This is a genomic window from Acidithiobacillus sp., from assembly GCF_023256195.1.
Taxonomy (GTDB): domain Bacteria; phylum Pseudomonadota; class Gammaproteobacteria; order Acidithiobacillales; family Acidithiobacillaceae; genus Acidithiobacillus_A.
Map to the genome: position 1 here is coordinate 80,298 of NZ_JAGDWX010000036.1, position 17,329 is coordinate 97,626.

At 62.6% G+C, this 17,329-nt stretch carries 17 protein-coding genes; 15 read left to right on the forward strand and 2 right to left on the reverse strand.

What is annotated here, in order from left to right:
- The 9 genes from der (at window position 1) to pstA (ending at window position 7,362) form a co-directional block, all read left to right on the forward strand.
- Window positions 1-1,347 (forward strand): ribosome biogenesis GTPase Der, encoded by a 1,347-nt coding sequence (der, locus tag Q0C23_RS09280; protein ID WP_291512094.1) that lies wholly within the window; start codon window positions 1-3, stop codon window positions 1,345-1,347.
- Between the two features lies 1 nt (window position 1,348).
- Window positions 1,349-1,762 (forward strand): hypothetical protein, encoded by a 414-nt coding sequence (locus Q0C23_RS09285; protein WP_291512095.1) that lies wholly within the window; start codon window positions 1,349-1,351, stop codon window positions 1,760-1,762.
- Complete coding sequence (locus Q0C23_RS09290; RefSeq protein WP_291512096.1) at window positions 1,734-2,219, forward strand: histidine phosphatase family protein; 486 nt, start codon at window positions 1,734-1,736, stop codon at window positions 2,217-2,219. Before Q0C23_RS09285 ends, Q0C23_RS09290 begins: the two co-directional genes overlap by 29 nt.
- 110 nt (window positions 2,220-2,329) lie before the next feature.
- The gene (locus Q0C23_RS09295; protein ID WP_291512097.1) at window positions 2,330-2,707 is read left to right on the forward strand and encodes a DsrE family protein; all 378 of its coding nucleotides are present in this window, start codon (window positions 2,330-2,332) and stop codon (window positions 2,705-2,707) included.
- 112 nt (window positions 2,708-2,819) lie between these two features.
- Entirely contained in the window at window positions 2,820-3,428 is a 609-nt protein-coding gene (locus tag Q0C23_RS09300) for a hypothetical protein (protein WP_291512098.1), read from the forward strand.
- A gap of 2 nt (window positions 3,429-3,430) precedes the next feature.
- Complete coding sequence (locus Q0C23_RS09305; protein ID WP_291512099.1) at window positions 3,431-4,075, forward strand: molybdopterin-dependent oxidoreductase; 645 nt, start codon at window positions 3,431-3,433, stop codon at window positions 4,073-4,075.
- 202 nt (window positions 4,076-4,277) lie between these two features.
- On the forward strand, window positions 4,278-5,366 hold the full coding sequence (gene pstS / locus Q0C23_RS09310; protein ID WP_291512100.1) for a phosphate ABC transporter substrate-binding protein PstS: 1,089 nt from the start codon (window positions 4,278-4,280) through the stop codon (window positions 5,364-5,366).
- A gap of 119 nt (window positions 5,367-5,485) precedes the next feature.
- The gene (pstC, locus tag Q0C23_RS09315) at window positions 5,486-6,442 is read left to right on the forward strand and encodes a phosphate ABC transporter permease subunit PstC (RefSeq protein WP_291512101.1); all 957 of its coding nucleotides are present in this window, start codon (window positions 5,486-5,488) and stop codon (window positions 6,440-6,442) included.
- Complete coding sequence (gene pstA, locus Q0C23_RS09320; protein ID WP_291512102.1) at window positions 6,442-7,362, forward strand: phosphate ABC transporter permease PstA; 921 nt, start codon at window positions 6,442-6,444, stop codon at window positions 7,360-7,362. Before pstC ends, pstA begins: the two co-directional genes overlap by 1 nt.
- Window positions 7,363-7,441: 79 nt before the next feature.
- On the opposite strand, the gene Q0C23_RS09325 is transcribed toward pstA, so the two are convergent.
- On the reverse strand, window positions 7,442-8,011 hold the full coding sequence (locus Q0C23_RS09325) for a nucleoside triphosphate pyrophosphatase (protein ID WP_291512103.1): 570 nt from the start codon (window positions 8,009-8,011) through the stop codon (window positions 7,442-7,444).
- A gap of 4 nt (window positions 8,012-8,015) precedes the next feature.
- Window positions 8,016-10,808: a phosphoenolpyruvate carboxylase gene (gene ppc, locus Q0C23_RS09330; RefSeq protein ID WP_291512104.1), complete on the reverse strand. Its 2,793-nt coding sequence runs from the start codon at window positions 10,806-10,808 to the stop codon at window positions 8,016-8,018.
- A 280-nt stretch (window positions 10,809-11,088) separates the two neighbouring features.
- Between ppc and hfq the strand changes: the two genes are divergently transcribed.
- The 6 genes from hfq to Q0C23_RS09360 are packed head-to-tail and all read left to right on the forward strand — an operon-like array spanning window position 11,089 to window position 17,255.
- A complete protein-coding gene (gene hfq / locus Q0C23_RS09335) occupies window positions 11,089-11,358 on the forward strand; it encodes an RNA chaperone Hfq (RefSeq protein WP_291512105.1) in 270 nt (89 codons plus the stop codon).
- Window positions 11,359-11,399: 41 nt separating this feature from the next.
- Complete coding sequence (hflX, locus tag Q0C23_RS09340) at window positions 11,400-12,677, forward strand: GTPase HflX (protein WP_291512106.1); 1,278 nt, start codon at window positions 11,400-11,402, stop codon at window positions 12,675-12,677.
- Between the two features lie 14 nt (window positions 12,678-12,691).
- A complete protein-coding gene (hflK, locus tag Q0C23_RS09345; protein WP_291512107.1) occupies window positions 12,692-13,858 on the forward strand; it encodes an FtsH protease activity modulator HflK in 1,167 nt (388 codons plus the stop codon).
- Window positions 13,855-14,733, forward strand: coding sequence for a protease modulator HflC (gene hflC, locus Q0C23_RS09350; protein WP_291512108.1), 879 nt, complete (start codon window positions 13,855-13,857; stop codon window positions 14,731-14,733). Before hflK ends, hflC begins: the two co-directional genes overlap by 4 nt.
- Complete coding sequence (locus Q0C23_RS09355; RefSeq protein WP_291512109.1) at window positions 14,730-15,944, forward strand: ATP phosphoribosyltransferase regulatory subunit; 1,215 nt, start codon at window positions 14,730-14,732, stop codon at window positions 15,942-15,944. Before hflC ends, Q0C23_RS09355 begins: the two co-directional genes overlap by 4 nt.
- Window positions 15,945-15,965: 21 nt before the next feature.
- Window positions 15,966-17,255 carry an adenylosuccinate synthase gene (locus tag Q0C23_RS09360; RefSeq protein ID WP_291512110.1) on the forward strand — a complete coding sequence of 430 codons (1,290 nt, stop codon included), beginning with the start codon at window positions 15,966-15,968 and terminating at the stop codon, window positions 17,253-17,255.
- The last annotated feature ends 74 nt before the right edge of the window (window positions 17,256-17,329 follow it).

Below are 17,329 nucleotides of genomic sequence, written 5' to 3' on the forward strand. Positions count from 1 at the left end.
ATGGCCGCCGTCATTGCCCTAGTAGGGCGGCCGAACGTGGGCAAATCGACCCTTTTCAACCGCCTGACCCGCAGCCGCGAAGCCCTGGTGGCGGATCTGCCGGGACTGACTCGCGATCGCCACTATGGGGTGGCGCAGCACGGTGGGCAGCGCTTTCTCGTCATCGACACCGGTGGTTTTGAGCCGGAAGAGCGCGAGGGCTTGGTAGCGGCCATGGCGGCGCAGACGCGGCAAGCCATTGCGGAGGCCGACGCCGTCTGCTTCCTGGTGGATGCCAAAGAGGGTCTGTCGGCGCAGGACGAGGAGATCGCGACGGAACTGCGGCGCAGCGGCAAGACCGTTTATCTCGTGGTCAACAAGATGGACGTACGCGGAGCAGTGGCGGAATTACCCGAGTTCCATCGCCTGGGGCTCGGCATGCCCTATACCATCGCGGCGGCCCACGGGCACGGGGTCGAAACCCTGCTGGACGCGATCTTTGCCGATCTGGCCATAACATCGGAGGAGGACGCAGCCGATCCTGCCCTCTCGGGACCCCGCATTGCCGTTCTCGGCCGTCCCAACGTCGGTAAATCCACCCTCGTCAACGCCATGCTGGGTGAGCAGCGGGTGATCGTGTATGACGCCCCTGGGACCACTCGCGACAGCATCCGCATCCCCTACGAGCGAGCCGGACGTCCCTATGTCATGATCGACACGGCCGGCATCCGTCGTCGCGCCCGGGTGGGCGAAGGACTGGAGAAACTGAGCGTACTCAAGACCCTGGCGGCCCTCAAAGAGGCCGATGTGGTGCTCATGGTGCTGGATGCGCGGGACGGAGTGAGTGATCAGGATGCGCACCTGGCGGGCTTGGCGGCGGAACTGTGGCGGCCCATCATTTTTCTGCTCAACAAATGGGACGGCCTGGATGCCCGGGCCCGGCAGATGGCCAAGGCGGCTTTGGAGCGCCATCTGAGCTTTCTTTCCTACGCGCCGGTCTACACCATATCGGCTCTGCACGGCAGTGGCGTTGGCGATCTCTATCCCAGTATCGACCGTCTCTGGCGCGACGCACGCCGGCATTTTTCCACGGGAGAGCTGAATCGGATCCTGGCGCAGGTGATCGAGACCCATCAACCGCCCATGGTCGGCGGTCGTCGCATCAAATTGCGCTATTGTCACCAGGGCGGCGAAAATCCCATCACCCTGGTTTTTCACGGCAATCAGTTGAACCGCCTGCCCGGCGCCTACAAACGCTATCTCGAGTCCGCATTTCGCAAGGCCCTGGGTCTTGGACCCATACCCTTGCGTCTGCTCTTCCGTCAGGGCGAAAATCCCTACGATCCCCAGACGAAGAGGCGCGGCTGAGATGCTCCGGAACAAAGCGGCTTGGTGGCCCTGGGCGCTGTCCGCCGCCCTCTGTTATCTACTCATCGCCGTCCTGGGACGCCGATATCCCCTGGTGTCCGGCAGTCTCTGGTGGGGTTCCGCGGCCTACGCCCTGTGGGCCGCTCTGGCGCTGGGCGCCATCGCCCGCCGCTGGCCCGGTTGGACCGCCTATGGCTGGCGCCCTGCCACCATCCTCTTGGGGGCGCTCTTGTCGGCCATCGCCATTTTTTTGGGCAATCATGCCCCCAGTCGACTGCTCATCGATAGCTGGATGACGGCCCTCATCGGTATTGCCGTGGTGACCATCATCGCGCGTTTCGTTCCCGCCGCCGTTGCCAGACGCTGGTTTGGTCAGGAGTCCCGCCATGGAAATCCTCTTCATCCGCCACGCTGAGGCAGAAGATGCCCGCGCCGCCGGTGGCGACTATGAGCGCGCCCTGACGGCGCGCGGTCGCCGCGATGCGGCCATGTTGGCCGATCGCCTGAGCAAACTGCTGCCCCCGGGGCCGATCCATCTCTGCTATAGCCCCTTGCGCCGCACCCGAGAGACGGCGGAACCCATCGAGCAGAAGCTTCCCCTGCAGGGAAGTGAGCCGCAGGAGGCCATTGCGCAGGGGGATCTCGAGATCCTGGAACGGCATTGGCAGGGCCTGGCGACCCTCGCGGCCGCTGTCATCGTGGTGGGTCACCAGCCGCATTTGGGACAATGGATCGAGAGCATCACGGGAGCCCGCATCGGTGTTTCCAAGGCTTCGGTGACCTGCCTGCGCTGGGGTGGCCTGCGCCAGCGCGGCGAGTTGTTGGCGCACCTGCGGACGGAGGTTCTGGAGCGCTTGCCCCACGGCGATTGAGGCAGAATCGAGCCAGCGTCGCAGAGTGGACGGCCATTGGGGGTCCCCGTAAAGCCGGTGTTCTGCTAATATGGTGGCAGTTTTCGTCCATCACCCGAAAGGAGAGCACCATGGCAGACAATCAGGCCCCCGATCTCGTCATCATCCTCATCACCGGCCCGGAAAATCCCAAACGTCTTCCTTCTGCCTTCTTCCTGGCCTCCACCGCGGCGGCTATGGAGCAAAAGGTAGTCATGTACTTCACGGGTCCGGCCACGGAGCTGCTGGCCAAGGGTAAGGCCGAGAGCGTGTTTCCCATGCCCGGTGGCAAGAGTGTCGCCGACTTCATGAAGCTTGCCGAAGATAACGACGTGCAGATCATCGGCTGCCTGCAGTCCTTGGAACTGAACGGCATGACCAAGGACGATCTCGCCAAGGATCTGCCACTCCTGAACCCCAGCGCCGCCATGCCCACCCTGGGCGCCGCCGGCCGTGTGCTGACCTGGTAGGATCTGCCGGCTGACCGTCTCCGGAAAAGGCCCGCGAATGTGGGCCTTTTCTGCATCCATGGCCCCGCGGATGGCGTACTCAAGTTATCTGGTGGTCAAGTCAGGAGATTCCATGGCCGTGCTCAGCCCATCCCACCCCGCGGCGCAGCTTCGGTCGGCGCAGCGGGAACCTTCCGCCTATCCACGCTGGGCCAAGGTTCTCCACCTGGGTCTCGTTCTGGGTGTGACCTTCGAGCTCTACAACAGCCTCGCCGCCCTGTGGTTTGCCGATTTCCAGTGGTTCCCCCTGCACGTAGCCGCCGGTATCTTCCTGACCGTCTGGCTGGCGCTTTCCTGGGCTTTCTACCTGGGTTCTGACTGGGGCCGCGCCTTGTTGTGGTCCTGGTTCTTTCCAGCGCACCTGCCGGCCATCTTCAGAGACTTGCGCGCATTGTTGACGGGGCGCCTGCCGGCGGCGGGTCCGGTGCCCGGCCTGTCCAGCCTGTGGCAGGGGGTCTTCTTCCTTGGGGTATCCTTCGTGACCTTCACGGGTTTCGCCGCCTGGCTGGTCCTGGAGGGCTACATCACATGGCCCGGGGCGACGCACCTGGGACTACGGGCCATGCGTCTGGGTACGCCACTGCTGGCGTATCTCTGGTTCGGCCACGTCTTCATGGCCCTTTTTCACGCCCTGCGGCGCCAGCCCCTGTGGGGTATTTTTGCCTTTTGGCGAGGAGCTTGACCATGCCTTTGTCACGGCGTCGATTTCTGACGAATTCTGCGGGTCTGATTCTGGGAGCGGCCAGTGCGCCCCTATGGCTGCCGACGGTGGCGCGCGCGGGGACCATCCCGATCTTCCCTGAGTACTATACCTACGCCGGCTTCTACCCGAAGATAGAGGCGCAGAGCTACCGCTTGACCTGTGACGGCCTCATCGCCGCGCCCCGCGTCTTCAGCTTGCAGAGTCTTTACGATCTCAGCAAGCACGCCGAGGTGGAAACCTTCCACTGCGTAACCGGCTGGGAGGTGCACAACGTATCCTGGCGCGGCATCGATCTCGGTTCGTTCATCGACGGACTGCGTCCGACGTCCACGGCGCGCTATGTGGTCTTTCACAGCGCCGATGGCGTCTACGTGGACAGCCTGACCCTGGAACAGGCGCGCGCGCCCGGCGTCATCCTGGCCACCCATATTGCCGGTGAGCCTCTGCTGCAGAAGGGAGGCTACCCGCTGCGCCTGCTGGTGCCCCAGATGTATGGCTACAAAAGTGTCAAGTGGGTGAATCGCGTGAGCCTCAGCGCGGTGCGCCCCGAGGGCACCTGGGAGCGCGACGGCTACGCCGCCAACGCCTACATCCGCAAGGGATTCAGCTGGAGCGACCTCCTCTGAGTCACCCCGCCGCAGGATGCCGCCAAGCCCTGTGGAGGCACGCTCGCGCCCGCTACTAGGGTGCTTGTCATAAAAGTGTCATAAAAGCTTCACAATAGTGTCATAATCCTCTGCTATCGTGGGTGTCAGGTCCTGGTAATGGATCTGCACACTACACGGTATCGCAATGCTTCTGCACGAAAACTACCTTTGGAGGTTACCTATGTTGTTTCGTTCCAAGAAAGCCTTGTCCCACGCTCTGAAAGGCGCGTTGGTGGTTTCCGCCCTCGGGCTCGCTTCGCTCGCCGCTGTGCCGGCCTCTGCGGCGCCCACCATCTCCCTGCTGGAGACGGGTTCGACCCTGCTGTACCCGCTGTTCAACCTCTGGGTTCCCGTCTACACCAAGATGAACCCGGACGTGCGGATCACCACGCAGGGCACGGGTAGCGGCACGGGTATCGCCCAGGCCATCTCCGGTGTGGCGCAGATCGGTGCTTCCGACGCCTACATGTCCGACGCGCAGATCAAAGAGCATCCGGACATGCTCAACATCCCCCTGGCCATCTCCATCCAGATGATCAACTACAACGTGCCGGGCCTGAACAATCGTCACCTCAAGCTCTCCGGTCCGGTTTTGGCGGGCATCTATTCCGGCACCATCACCAATTGGGATGACGCTGCCATCGCCAAGCTCAACCCCGGCGTCAAGCTGCCCAACCACAAGATCGTGCCCATCCACCGCACCGACGGTTCGGGTGATACCTTTATCTTCACGACCTACCTCTCCGACACCACCCCTGAGTGGTCCCAGAAGGTCGGCTACAGCACCACGGTCAGCTGGCCCAACGTGCAGGGCGGCATCGGCGCCAACGGCAATCCTGGCATGGTCGAGGCCCTGAAGAGCACGCCTTATGGCATCGCCTACATCGGTATCAGCTGGAAGAAGCCGGTGGAGCAGGCCAAGCTGGGTACCGCCATGCTGGAGAACAAGGCGGGCAAGTTCGTCCTGCCCACTGTGCCCAACGCCAAGGCTGCTGCGGCCGAGATGGTCGCCAAGACCCCTGCCGATGAGCGGATCAGTCTGGTCTACGCGCCCGGTGCCAAGTCCTACCCCATCATCAACTACGAATACGCCATCGTGAAGAGCGATCAGCCGAAGCCGGAAGTGGCCGAGGCCATTCGTAAGTTCCTGACCTGGGCCATCAGTCCCAAGGGCGGCAATGCTCCCCACTTCATCGAGGCTGTCAACTTCGTACCCCTGCCCGAGAGCGTCGTGAAGCTCTCCCAGGCGCAGATCGACAAGATCAAGTAAAGCGGTGCCCGGGGCTGGCTTCGGCCAGCCCACCTGCTATTATTACCATACGATTTTTGAGTGGTCGTCGGTGCTCGGCAAGGACCGCTCCCTGAGCGTCAGCGTTTTCGAGGATACCCGTGAAAATTCCGGTATTTCGCACGAGTCTCGTGGCCACGGCCAGTTTCCTGCCTTTATCCCTCATTGCGCTCATTGTCTTTCTGGTCATCTACTCCTGGCCTGCCATTCAGTTCAATGGCGTACATTTCCTGTGGACCAACAACTGGAACCTCGGCAACCTCTACGGTAATCCCGTAGATAGGCATGGGCAGCAGATCATGCCGGGAGCCGCCTACGGTGTTTGGTTCCTGGTGGTCGGAACCTTCCTGAGTTCCCTGCTGGCCTTGATCATCGCCTTGCCGCTGGCGGTAGGAGCGGCCTATTTTCTTGCAGAATCATTGCCCAAATGGTTGGCGGGGCCCCTGACCTTGCTGGTGGATCTGTTGGCCGCGGTGCCCAGTGTGGTCTTCGGCTTGTGGGGTTACTCCCTGCTCATTCCCATCATGGGACAGAAAGTCTATCCCTGGCTGGCCGATACCTTGCACGGTGTGCCCTTCCTGGGCGGCTCGCCGGGCAGTGGCTACGGCCTGCTGACGGTAGCCATCGTCCTGACCTTCATGGTGGTGCCCCTGATCTCGGCTACCATGCGCGATGCCATCGCCTCCGTGGATGCTCCGCTCAAGGAAGCTGGCCTCAGTCTGGGGCTTTCGCGCCTGGAGGTCTTCTGGCACGTCATCCTGCCCAAGCTGCGCAAGGTGCTTATCGGCGTGTCCATTCTGGCCCTGGGGCGGGCCATTGGTGAAACCATGGCAGTGGCCATGGTCAGCGGTAACGCCCTCAACTATCTACCCAACAACATCTACACGCCCATCTCGACCATGGCGGCTTTCATCCTGACACAGCTGGAGAGTGCTCTGCAGGATCCTACCAACATGGCGGTAGAGGCCCTGTCGGAAATTGCCTTGGTGCTCCTGGCCATATCGGTGTTGGTCAATAGTGCCGCTCGTCTCATTCTGTGGATGTCCAAGGTGCGCTGATGAGTATCGTTGAAGCCAAAACGACGATGGCCTCCGAATCCCTTTCCCTGAGCAACCGGCGTCTGCGTATCTCGTGGCGACGGCACGCCTTTCGTCTGCTGGGCGGCCTGTTCGTCACGGCCTGCTTCTTCATCGTGGCCTTTGCCTTCCTCTCCATCATCGGTGACGTGCTCGTCCGTGCCCTACCGGCGCTGCGCTGGAAACTGTTCACGGAGGTCAGTACGGGCATGGGCGGTGGTCTCAAGAACGCCATCGAGGGCACCATCGTGCTATCCTTGGGAGCGCTGCTCATTTCGGCCCCCATCGGCATCGCGGCGGGTATCTACCTCAACGAGTATGGTGACAATCTCGGTGGCCGCTCCCTGCGCTTTCTGTCGGACGTGCTGGTGGGCGTGCCGTCCATCGTGCTCGGCTATGTGGGCTACATCACCATGGTGGTCTATCTGGGATGGCAGTTTTCCGTGGCGGCGGGCATGCTGACGCTGAGCATCATGCTCTTGCCCTACATCGCGCGGACGACGGAGCTGGCGCTGAGCGCCATTCCTTCGGCGGTACGGGAGGCAGGCTTTGCCCTGGGGGCGGGGGATGGTCGGGTGGCCTTCAAGATTCTGCTGCCAGGTGCGGCCCCGGCCATCATGACGGGCCTGTTCTATGCCACGGCTCTGTCCATGGGAGAAACGGCACCCTTGATTTACACGGCCGGCTGGTCCAACTACATGTGGGACGGCAAATTCACCAACGAACCCATCGGTTATCTCACCTACGTCATCTGGACCTTCATCAACGAGCCCTTTGCAGAATCCCATCAGCTGGCCTTTGCGGCGGCCTTCATGATCACCTCTGGGGTGCTGCTGCTCATTCTTACCGGCCGCTGGCTGATGATCCGCCGACTACGCCGCATGGGCAGTTACGCTGGCTGAACCTCGGGGGACATGAGCGCAGGTGGGTGTCTACCGTTATTTGCGCTCTGCCTGTGTGTCGCGACGGCCCAACTTCCCCTCAGGGCAGACGCCAGCCCGCCTCACGTAGCATCTCGCACAGAGCAACGAGCGGCAGGCCCATGAGGGCGTTGGGGTCTTCTCCTGCCATGCGCTCCACCAGACTGATGCCGAGGCCCTCGGACCGAAAACTGCCAGCACAGTCCATGGGTTGGTCCGCTTCCACATAGCGGGCGATGCTCTGCTCGTCCAGAGGACGCAACCAGACGGAGTAGGGCTCGCAACGGGTACGGCGGAAGCCTGGGCCGACGAGGGTCAGGCCATTCAGAAAGTCGATGCGCTGGCCCTGCATACGCGCCAGTTGGCTTCGGGCTTTTTCGGGGGTGCCGGGTTTACCCAGGATGTCCTGGCCGCAAACGGCAACCTGATCGGCACCGATGACCCAGGCCTGCGGGTTGCCGCTGGCCACCTGTATGGCTTTTTGCTCTGCCAGTCGGACGACCAGGTCCCGCGGCTCTTCTTGCGCACGCGCCGATTCGTCGACCTGGGGTTTCTCGACGCGAAACGGTAGCTGCAGGCGCTCCAACAGTTGGCGGCGATAAGGGCTGGAGGAGGCGAGGATGAGTTCCATGCACTCAGCCGGTGTTGCGCTGCCCTGCGGCAATGGCATTGATGGTGCGCAGGAGCGGATCGAGCCAAGTCTCGCGAAATTCCTGGGGGGTCTCCTCATTGCGGTAGCGACGCAGGAGAGCCAACTGGATATGGTTCAGGGGCTCCATATAGACGTTGCGTCGCTGTAGGGAGAAGGCGAGGGTAGGGTTGTCGGCCAGGGGTGCCGGTAGGTCCAGAGCGGCCAGCAGCTCATGCAGGCTGAGCTCGTATTCGGCGCGGATCTTGGCATAAATTTTCTGAGCGCAGTCCTGATCCTGAGGTAGGCCCGCGTATTCGCCGGCGAGACCCATATCGGTCTTGGCCATGGCCATGGAGATATTGCCGAGGAGCGCGCGGAAAAACGGCCAGTGCTTTGCCATCTCGCGCAAGAGTGCAAGCCTTTCCGGGTCGTCACCGCGCCAACCTGCCAGTGCCGACCCCAGTCCATACCAAGCGGGCAAGACGTGCCGCGACTGGGCCCAGGCAAAAATCCAGGGAATGGCGCGGATGGAAGCCATGGAACGATCGCCGCGGTGGCGGTGGGAGGGCCGGGAACCGATGTTCATGTGGGCGATCTCGTTGAGGGGTGTGGCCTCATAGAAATAATCCATGAAGCCCGGCGTGTGCTCCGTCAGATCGCGATAGACGGCTTCGCCGATCTGCACCAGCTCGGTCATGACCTGCAGGTACTCGGGTCGGTCCAACTCGACCCGTCGGACCAGTCCGACGCTGGCACGGATGAGCCCGGCCACACCCACCGTCAGCTCGTAAACGGCCGTCTCCAGGTTGGCGTACTTGAAGGACAGCACCTCACCCTGCTCGGTGATCTTGATCTGACCACGCACCGTATCCGGCGGCTGAGCCATGATGGCTTCATAAGTGGGGCCGCCGCCGCGCCCAACGCTGCCGCCCCGACCGTGAAAGACGCGAATCTGGATCCGTCGACGGTCGGCCAGTTCGGCCAGGCGAATCTGTGCCTGATACAAGGACCAGCTGGACGAGAGGATGCCACCGTCCTTACAGGAGTCCGAATAGCCGAGCATCACTTCCTGGAGGTTCCCCTGACTGCGGAGGATCTCGGCGTAGACCGGGTCGTCCAGGAGTCGACTCATGACCGCTTCCATGCGCTCAAGGTCGTGAATGGTCTCGAACAATGGGGTCACGGCGATTTCGCTGAAAAGTCCCTCGCGCGACCATCCTGCGAGTCCGAATTCCTTGGCCAGCAGCAGTACCTCGAGGATGTGACTGGCCTCGTGGGTCATGGAGATGACATAACTGCCAAAGGCCTCAGGGCTGACCTCCCGACGCAGCTGGGCGATGCAGCGAAACATGGCACAGGTTTCTGCCGCCAGGGGGCTCAGCTCAGGCGTTTCCGTGACCAGGCAGCCCGGTCGGCGCAGGGCCTCGGCCAGGGTCAGCAGGCGTTGCTCTTCGGGTAGCTCCAGATAATTGGAAAAGCCCGGCACCTCGGCGAATAGTTCCGCAATGGTCTGGCTGTGCACCGTCGATTCTTGGCGAATGTCGAGAGCCGCAAGGTGGAAACCGAAGGTCTCCAGCAGCCAGACCAGGTTCTGGACATCGTGCTCGGCAATGTAGTGGTCGCGGTGGCCGCGCAGAGAATCACGCACGAGGAGCAGGTCCTCCAGGAACTCCGTCGCACTGCCGTAGCCGGGTCCTGCCACCTCGTTGAGGATCTGCCCATTTTCCAGCTGCCGCAGGCGTAGGTCGAGGCGCGTCATCATATACCGGAGCTTGCGCCGGTAGGGCTCACTGGGAAAACGCTGGTTGACCCACTCGGCCAGCTCCGGAAAGTCATCGGCATCCCGCTCCAGGGAGGCCAGCAGTACGGGCGACACCGCACAGAAACGGCTGGAATGACCCAGCAGCTGATACAGATCGGCCAGTCGCCGTTGATATTCCCGCAGCACTTCCATGCTCTGGGTGCGCAGCGCCCAGCCCGTGATGGCCGCCGTTACATTGGGGTTGCCGTCGCGATCGCCGCCGATCCAGGAGCCAAAGCGGATGAAGGCGGGAATATCCACATTGGGATTGCCATAGACCCGACGCACAGCACGCCGTGCCGCGTGATAGCACATGGGGACGGCATTGAAGAGACTGTCGCGGAAGTAAAAAAGGCCGTTCTCCACTTCGTCCTGCACCTGGGGCCGATTGCTGCGTACCTCTTCCGTCTCCCACAGGATCTGGATCTGCGCTTTGAGCTGGCGGATGACATCCTCTTCTTCTTCTTGGGAAAGGCTGAGATCGTCCAGCATCTTGCTGGTCAGGAAGATCCGCCGCAGCCCATGCAGCACGGTACGGCGCTTGGACTCTGTGGGATGGGCGGTGAATACCGGCAGGTAACGGATCTGGCCCAGCAGGTACTGCAATTGCCCGGAGTGGATGCCCTGTTGCTGCAGGGCGCGAAAGGTTTCCTCAAAGGAGCCTACCCAGAGTGCCTCGCTGCGTTGGAGCAGACGGCGGCGCTGCAGATGCTGAAACTCCTCCTCGGCGATGTTGACCAGACTGAAATAGGTATTGAAGGCGCGGATGACCATGACCAGGTCGTCCTGGGGCAGGGCATCGATGAAGCGGGCCAGACGCTTGCGCAGCTTGGGATCTTCGCGACGGTGCAGGCGAATGTAGCCTTGGCGCAGTTGCTCGACGGCGTTAAAGACGCGGGCACCCGCCTGCTCCTTGAGCACCTCCCCGAGCAGGTTGCCAAGACGCTTGACTCGCGCCCGCAGGGCCCGATCGTTGGGTACCTTTTTGTTTTCCACGCGACCTGTTTCTCCTGTCCGTAATGGTGGTGTAGGCGGCGAGCGGCGCAAGGCGTGCGCTGCCGACGCGCCATCCTAAAGCTAAAGGGAAAACCGATAAAGGTCAAAACCGACGGTGCCGAGGCAGAATGTGCCGGCCATCGCCGCGTCCCAGGATCGTGCCAGTGGCCCTTCTGGACCATGGCGTCCCATCGCCTTTTGAGTTAGTCTAAGGTCTCTGGAAACGTCACGAGACTTTCCGTCATAAGCGCCATAATGCATGAGTGAAAAGGAGACCAAAATGGCCGGACAACAAAAGGGGCAGATTCTGCAAGACCCCTTCCTCAATCTGCTGCGTAAAGAACACGTTCCTGTCGCCATCTATCTGGTCAACGGTATCAAACTGCAGGGTTTCATCGAATCCTTCGATCAGTTTGTCGTTCTCCTGCGCAACAACGTCAGTCAGATGATCTACAAGCACGCTATTTCCACGGTCGTGCCCAGTCGCGACGTTCGCTTGCCCCTGCCGGAAGAAGAAACTGCCGCCGCCAGCCCCGAGGTCGAGGCCTGACTCTGGAAACGACCGCCAGTCGGTCCCACGTCGAACGGGTGGTGCTGGTCCACGTTCCTCTGGCAACGGAGCGAAGCGAGGACTGTGGGGAGGAGTTCCGCCACCTTGCCGAGGGCGCTGGGGCAGAAGTCGTAGCCTTTCTCTCTGCCCATCGCCAGAGACTGGACCCGGCGACCTGTGTCGGTCGGGGCAAGATTGATGAGATTCGGGCGCTGGCGGAAGAGCATAGCGCCGATCTCGTGCTCTTCGATCGACCTCTGAGTCCGATACAGGAACGTAATCTGGAGCGGCACCTGCAGCGACCGGTGGTGGACCGGGTCGGACTCATTCTGGACATCTTTGCACGGCGTGCGCGGACGCACGAAGGCAAGCTGCAGGTGGAGCTCGCGCAACTGGATCGGCTGCGCACCCGCCTGGTGCGAGGCTGGACCCACCTCGAACGCCAGCGCGGCGGTATCGGTTTGCGCGGACCCGGTGAAACACAGCTGGAGACGGATCGCCGGCTCATCGGCGAGCGGATACGCGCCCTGCGCGCCCGCCTCGCCCGAATTCAGTCGCAGCGAGCTACGCAAAGGCGTGCGCGGCAGCGGGCGCCGGTGCCTACCGTAGCCTTGGTGGGCTATACCAATGCTGGCAAATCGACCCTCTTCAACCGTTTGACGGCCAACCACCAGTATGTGGCCGATCAACTTTTCGCCACCCTCGACCCTGCCGTGCGCAGGCTTCAGTTCGGCAAAGGGCAGGGCGAGTGGCTGCTGGCGGATACCGTAGGTTTTCTGCGCGATCTGCCGACGGAACTCATCGTGGCGTTCCGCGCCACTCTGGAGGAAGTCAATCAGGCCGACCTGTTGCTGCACGTCGTCGATGCCAGTGCCCCCGACCGGGAGTTGCAGATGGCCGCCGTGGACGCGGTGCTGTCGGAGATCGGTGCTGCCGAGGTCCCACGGCTGCTGGTCTATAACAAGGTGGACCAGAGCGGTGAGCGCGCCGGGGTCGTGCTGGATTCAGCCGGGCGCGTCCACGCCCTGCGTATTTCCGCAGCGACGGCGGAGGGTTTGGCGGAGCTGGTGGCTACTGTGCGCGAGCGCATTGCTCCGGCGCGTCTGCGCTCGCGTTGGAGCCTGGGACCCGAGGAGGGGGCCTTGCGGGCAAAGCTCTATGCCCTGGGCGAGGTTCTGGACGAGCGCTTTGACGAGGCGGGCCGCGATCAGCTGCTGGTGGAACTGGACCCCGCGGCTCTGCAACGCCTGCAGCGGGAGTACGGGCAACACAGTTGTCAGCGCCGCAAGGCGGCCCCTACAATGCACGAGGAACACTGAGCAAGGAGAGCGGGATGCCGTGGAGCGATCCGGGCGGAAACGGGAAACAAAGCGGTAATCCAAATCCCTGGGGACGGCGTCCGGGTCAGCAGCAGCCCTCGTGGAACCTGGCCAAGATCACCAGCGAGTTGCGCAAGTTTGCCGGGCGTTTCGGCGGTGGGCGTGGCGGCGGTTCGCAGCCGTTCGGGCGCCACTTGCGCTGGATGCCTCTGTGGGTACTGGGTGGCGCCTGCGTGCTGTGGCTGGCTTCGGGTGTCTATACCCTGGATCCGCAGCAGGAGGGGGTTGTGCTGCGCTTTGGCGCTCCGGTGGGTGTCGTCAAGGCTGGCATGCATTACCATTGGCCCTATCCCATCGAGTCCGTGGCGATCGTGAATCTGCAGGAAGATCGACGTCTGGTCCTAGGCTACAGCGGTACCGGTGAGCAGCTGGGGCCGGGCAGGATGTTGACGGCCGATGGGGATGTCGTCGAGCTGCGCTACGCCCTGCGCTATCGGGTCGAGAACCCGGAACATTATCTTTTCGCCGCCGAGAATCCCAATCAGATCCTTGCTCTGGCCCTGGAGAGCGCCATGCGCGAAGCAGTGGCCCAGCGTAACTTCGACGCGTTGCTGAAGGGCGATCACAGCCATCTTGCCGAGACCGTTCTGAAAGCGACGCAGCAGCGTATCGCTGCGGACCATATAGGCGTGAAGCTGGAGTCGGTGCAGATACTGCAGACAGCGCTGCCCAGTGACCTGGACAAGGTGGCCAAGACCGTGGACAAGGCTCGTGCCCAGGCCGAGCTGGAGCGGCGGGACGCGGAATCTTATGCGGCCGCGCTCCTGCCGCGCGCCAAAACGGAGGCGGCAGCCATGATCAGCGCTGCGCAGGCCTACCGCGACTCCGCAGTTACCCGGGCAAAGGGCGACGTGGCGCGCTTCCTGTCCTTGCTGGATGTCTACCAGAAGCATCCCCAGGTCATCGCACAGCAGTTATATCTGCAGACCATGGAAGACATACTCAGCCACGCCCACAAAGTGGTGATCGGTGACAAGCAGGGAGCGGTGATCCAGTTCGCGCCGCCGGCCGTTAGCACGGCTGTGGTTCCGACCCGCAGCGTTGGGCCTGCGGCCGCCACCACCTCCCGCGGCGACGGTGCCGAAGATGGAGCAGCGAGTGGCTCGGGAGGAGGCTCATGAAAAACTGGGGCTGGGGTGCGGTGACCCTCGCCATCGTGGCGGTGCTGTTCCTGTTGTCTTCGAGTTTCTACGTGCTGCACGTCGGTCAGGCGGCCGTAGTCCTGAATCTAGGGCACGAGTCGACGGTGCGACAGGTGCCGGGTCTCTACTTCAAGTGGCCCATTGTGCAGAAGATCCAGCTCATCGATACCCGCCTGCGCAATGGCAGTTCCGAGCCGGTAAACGTGCCTACTAGCACGGCGCATGCTCAACTGGAACTGAGCTTTTTCGATCAATGGCGTGTAACGGACCCGGTACGATTCTACGAGCACGGTCTCGATGCCGCTCTGGCGCAGAAGCGCATCGACGATCTTCTCAAGGAGAAGGCCGCGAGCGTGTTTCAGGATCAGGATCCCATGCGGATGACGCCGGCGCAGCTCGCACAGGGCTTGGATCGTCTGCAGCAGTCCCTGTCCCATTCCCTGCAGGCCGAAGGTATCTCCTTGGCGGGATTGCAGCTACTCAAAGTGGGCCTGCCACAGCCACAGCTGCGTACCGTCTATCGCGCGATGGAGCAGGCCACCCTGGATCGGGCAAAGGCCATAGAGGCGAGTGGCAAGGCCAAGGCTGCGGAAATCCGGGACGAGGCCGATGCTCAGAAAGCCCAGATCCTGGCGGAAGCCTACCGCAAAGCGCAGACCATCAAGGGTGCAGCGGAGAGCGAAGCCGCGGGCATCTATGCCGCTGCCTCGGACAAGGATCCCAAGTTCTACGCCTTCTACAGGAGCCTCGAGGCCTATCGTCAGAGCCTGGGTTCCCAGGATGTCCTGATATTGCCCGCCAACTCCCGCTTCTTTGATGTGTTGCAGCATGGTATGGAGTCTACGCCGCGATGAAGATCGGTGGTCATTCGCCTGCCTGGCTTTTGCCGGCGGGCTTCGAAGATCTCGGACCGGCGCGGGCGGAGGCTCTGGAGAGGTATCGACGAGCACTCCTGGATCTCTTCGGACGCTGGGGCTACCGCCTCGTGATTCCACCGATGCTGGAGCATCTGGAGAGCCTGTTGACGGGTAGCGCCGCCGATCTCGACCTGCAGACCTGGAAGGTGCTGGATCAGGCCAGCAGTCGCCTGCTGGGCTTTCGCTCGGATATGACGCCGCAGATGGCGCGCATGGACGCGCAGATGTCGCGCGACCACGATCAGCGGCGGCTCTGCTATGCGGGCACCGTCCTGCGAGCCCTGCCGGACGCTTTGGGCGGCAGTCGGGCACCTTACCAGGTGGGAGCGGAGTGCTTTGGGGTAGCAGGGCCCGAGGGAGACTTGGAAATTCTCTCGCTTCTGATCGAAAGCGTCGCCGTCTGCCAGGACACCAGCGACTGCGTTCTGGATCTGGGACACGTGGCCATAGCCCGCTCCCTGGTGGCATCCCTGGGTCTGGACGCATCGCTGCAGGCGCGTCTTCTGGAGGCTGTGGAGCGCAAGGCCTGGCCCGATCTGCAGGCGATTCTGGAAGCGACGCCGGAGCGCGCGTCTGCTTTGGCAGAATTGACCATGCTGGCCGAGCTGCACGGCGATCGTGAGGTCCTTCAGCGTGCCCGCAGTGCGCTCGGCCACCACTCGGTGGTGCAGCGTGCCCTGGACGATCTGGACTTTGTCTGGGGGGTGCTGTGTGAGCGTTACCCACAATTGTCCATCCAGTGCGATCTGGCAGAGCTGCATGGGCACCGCTACCACACCGGCATGCTCTTCGCCGTCTACGGGCCGCAACGGGGCGAACCCCTGGCCCAGGGCGGACGCTACGATGGGATCGGCCGCAGTTTTGGTTGTGATCGCCCAGCAACGGGCTTCAGTCTGGATCTCAAGCCACTCCTGCGGGACGGTCTGGAGCCATCCAGAGGGCCGCGGATCTGGGCGCCGGCATCGGCGGATGCGGCTCTGTGGCGATCCATATCGGATCTGCGGGCCCAGGGATATACCGTCGTTCAGGGTGGACCGGGACCGACCGTAAGCGCCGCAGAGGAAGGCTTCGACGGTTGGCTGGAGGCACGCGACGGATCCTGGGTTCTGGTGGGGAGTGCCCCCGAGTTTCGTTTTCCTGCTGGCTGAGTGAGTGGAGATCTCCATCCTATGGTGAGGAATATCGTGGTGATCGGCACCCAGTGGGGTGACGAGGGCAAAGGCAAGATCGTGGATTGGCTCACGGAGCACTGCCAGGGAGTCGTGCGTTTCCAGGGCGGGAACAATGCCGGGCACACCCTGGTCATCGGCGCGCGCAAGACGATTCTGCACCTCATTCCCTCGGGCATACTGCGTCCCGGCGTGCAGTGCTTCATCGGTAATGGTGTGGTACTGGATCCCGAAGCACTGTTCACGGAGCTGGATACCCTGGGGGATGTCGTGGACGATGCCGAGGCGCGTCTGTGGATTTCCGATGCCTGTCCGCTGATCCTGCCTTACCACAAGCGTATCGATGCCGCCCGCGAGCAGGCCAAGGGTGAAGCGCGGATCGGCACGACAGGGCGTGGCATCGGACCCGCCTACGAGGACAAGGTGGCGCGGCGTGCCCTGCGTGTGGGCGATCTCTTCCACCGAGAACGCTTTGCCGCCAAGCTTGGTGAGGCCCTGGATTATCACAATTTCGTGCTCCAGCAGTATTTTGGTCAGGAACCCGTCGATTTTCATCGGGTCTTGGAACAGTACCTGGGTTATGCCGAGCGTTTGAAAACCATGGCGACGGACGTTTCTCGACACCTGCGGCGCTTGCAGGACCAGGGTGGTCGACTGCTTTTCGAGGGCGCCCAGGGCACGCTTCTGGACGTCGATCATGGCACCTATCCTTACGTTACCTCGTCCAATACCGTCGCCGGTGCGGCGGCGGCAGGCAGTGGCGTCGGTCCGGGTGAGTTGGGCTATGTGCTGGGTATCACCAAGGCCTACACCACACGGGTCGGCTCCGGTCCCTTTCCGACGGAACTCTTTGACGAGACTGGCGATTTCCTCGCACAGCGGGGGGCGGAGGTGGGGGCCACTACCGGTCGCGCGCGTCGCTGTGGCTGGTTCGATGCCGTGGCGCTGCGGGCGTCCTGTCGCGTCAATGGTGTCAGCGGCCTGTGCATGACCAAGCTGGACGTGCTGGATGGTCTGGCCGAGATCCGCGTCGCCGTCGGTTATCGCGTCGACGGGGTGGCACAGGAAGACCTTCCCGCGGGTGCCGATGCCTTGGCGGCCTGCGAGCCCATCTACGAAACTTTCCCAGGCTGGGACACGTCCACGGCGGGTGTCCGCCGCTGGGAGGAACTGCCGCGCAACGCTCGGAATTATCTGGAGGCCATCGCCGCGCAGGCCAACTGTCCCCTCGCCGTGGTGTCCACCGGTCCAGATCGCGATCACACCATTTTGCGTGCTGAGATCGTCTGAGCGTTTTTCGTCTCCGCGTGAGTCCTCACGGGTGGCCTTTGAATTCACCCATAAAAGTTCTGTATCCTATGGGG

Coding starts and splice junctions, on each gene's coding strand:
- Q0C23_RS09355 (WP_291512109.1), top strand. CDS start 14,730: ATGAAGATCGGTGGTCATTCGCCTGCCTGGCTTTTGCCGGCGGGCTTC.
- Q0C23_RS09305 (WP_291512099.1), top strand. CDS start 3,431: ATGCCTTTGTCACGGCGTCGATTTCTGACGAATTCTGCGGGTCTGATT.
- hflC (WP_291512108.1), top strand. CDS start 13,855: ATGAAAAACTGGGGCTGGGGTGCGGTGACCCTCGCCATCGTGGCGGTG.
- pstS (WP_291512100.1), top strand. CDS start 4,278: ATGTTGTTTCGTTCCAAGAAAGCCTTGTCCCACGCTCTGAAAGGCGCG.
- Q0C23_RS09360 (WP_291512110.1), top strand. CDS start 15,966: ATGGTGAGGAATATCGTGGTGATCGGCACCCAGTGGGGTGACGAGGGC.
- Q0C23_RS09325 (WP_291512103.1), bottom strand. CDS start 8,011: ATGGAACTCATCCTCGCCTCCTCCAGCCCTTATCGCCGCCAACTGTTG.
- Q0C23_RS09285 (WP_291512095.1), top strand. CDS start 1,349: ATGCTCCGGAACAAAGCGGCTTGGTGGCCCTGGGCGCTGTCCGCCGCC.
- pstA (WP_291512102.1), top strand. CDS start 6,442: ATGAGTATCGTTGAAGCCAAAACGACGATGGCCTCCGAATCCCTTTCC.
- hfq (WP_291512105.1), top strand. CDS start 11,089: ATGGCCGGACAACAAAAGGGGCAGATTCTGCAAGACCCCTTCCTCAAT.
- Q0C23_RS09300 (WP_291512098.1), top strand. CDS start 2,820: ATGGCCGTGCTCAGCCCATCCCACCCCGCGGCGCAGCTTCGGTCGGCG.
- Q0C23_RS09295 (WP_291512097.1), top strand. CDS start 2,330: ATGGCAGACAATCAGGCCCCCGATCTCGTCATCATCCTCATCACCGGC.
- Q0C23_RS09290 (WP_291512096.1), top strand. CDS start 1,734: ATGGAAATCCTCTTCATCCGCCACGCTGAGGCAGAAGATGCCCGCGCC.
- der (WP_291512094.1), top strand. CDS start 1: ATGGCCGCCGTCATTGCCCTAGTAGGGCGGCCGAACGTGGGCAAATCG.
- hflK (WP_291512107.1), top strand. CDS start 12,692: ATGCCGTGGAGCGATCCGGGCGGAAACGGGAAACAAAGCGGTAATCCA.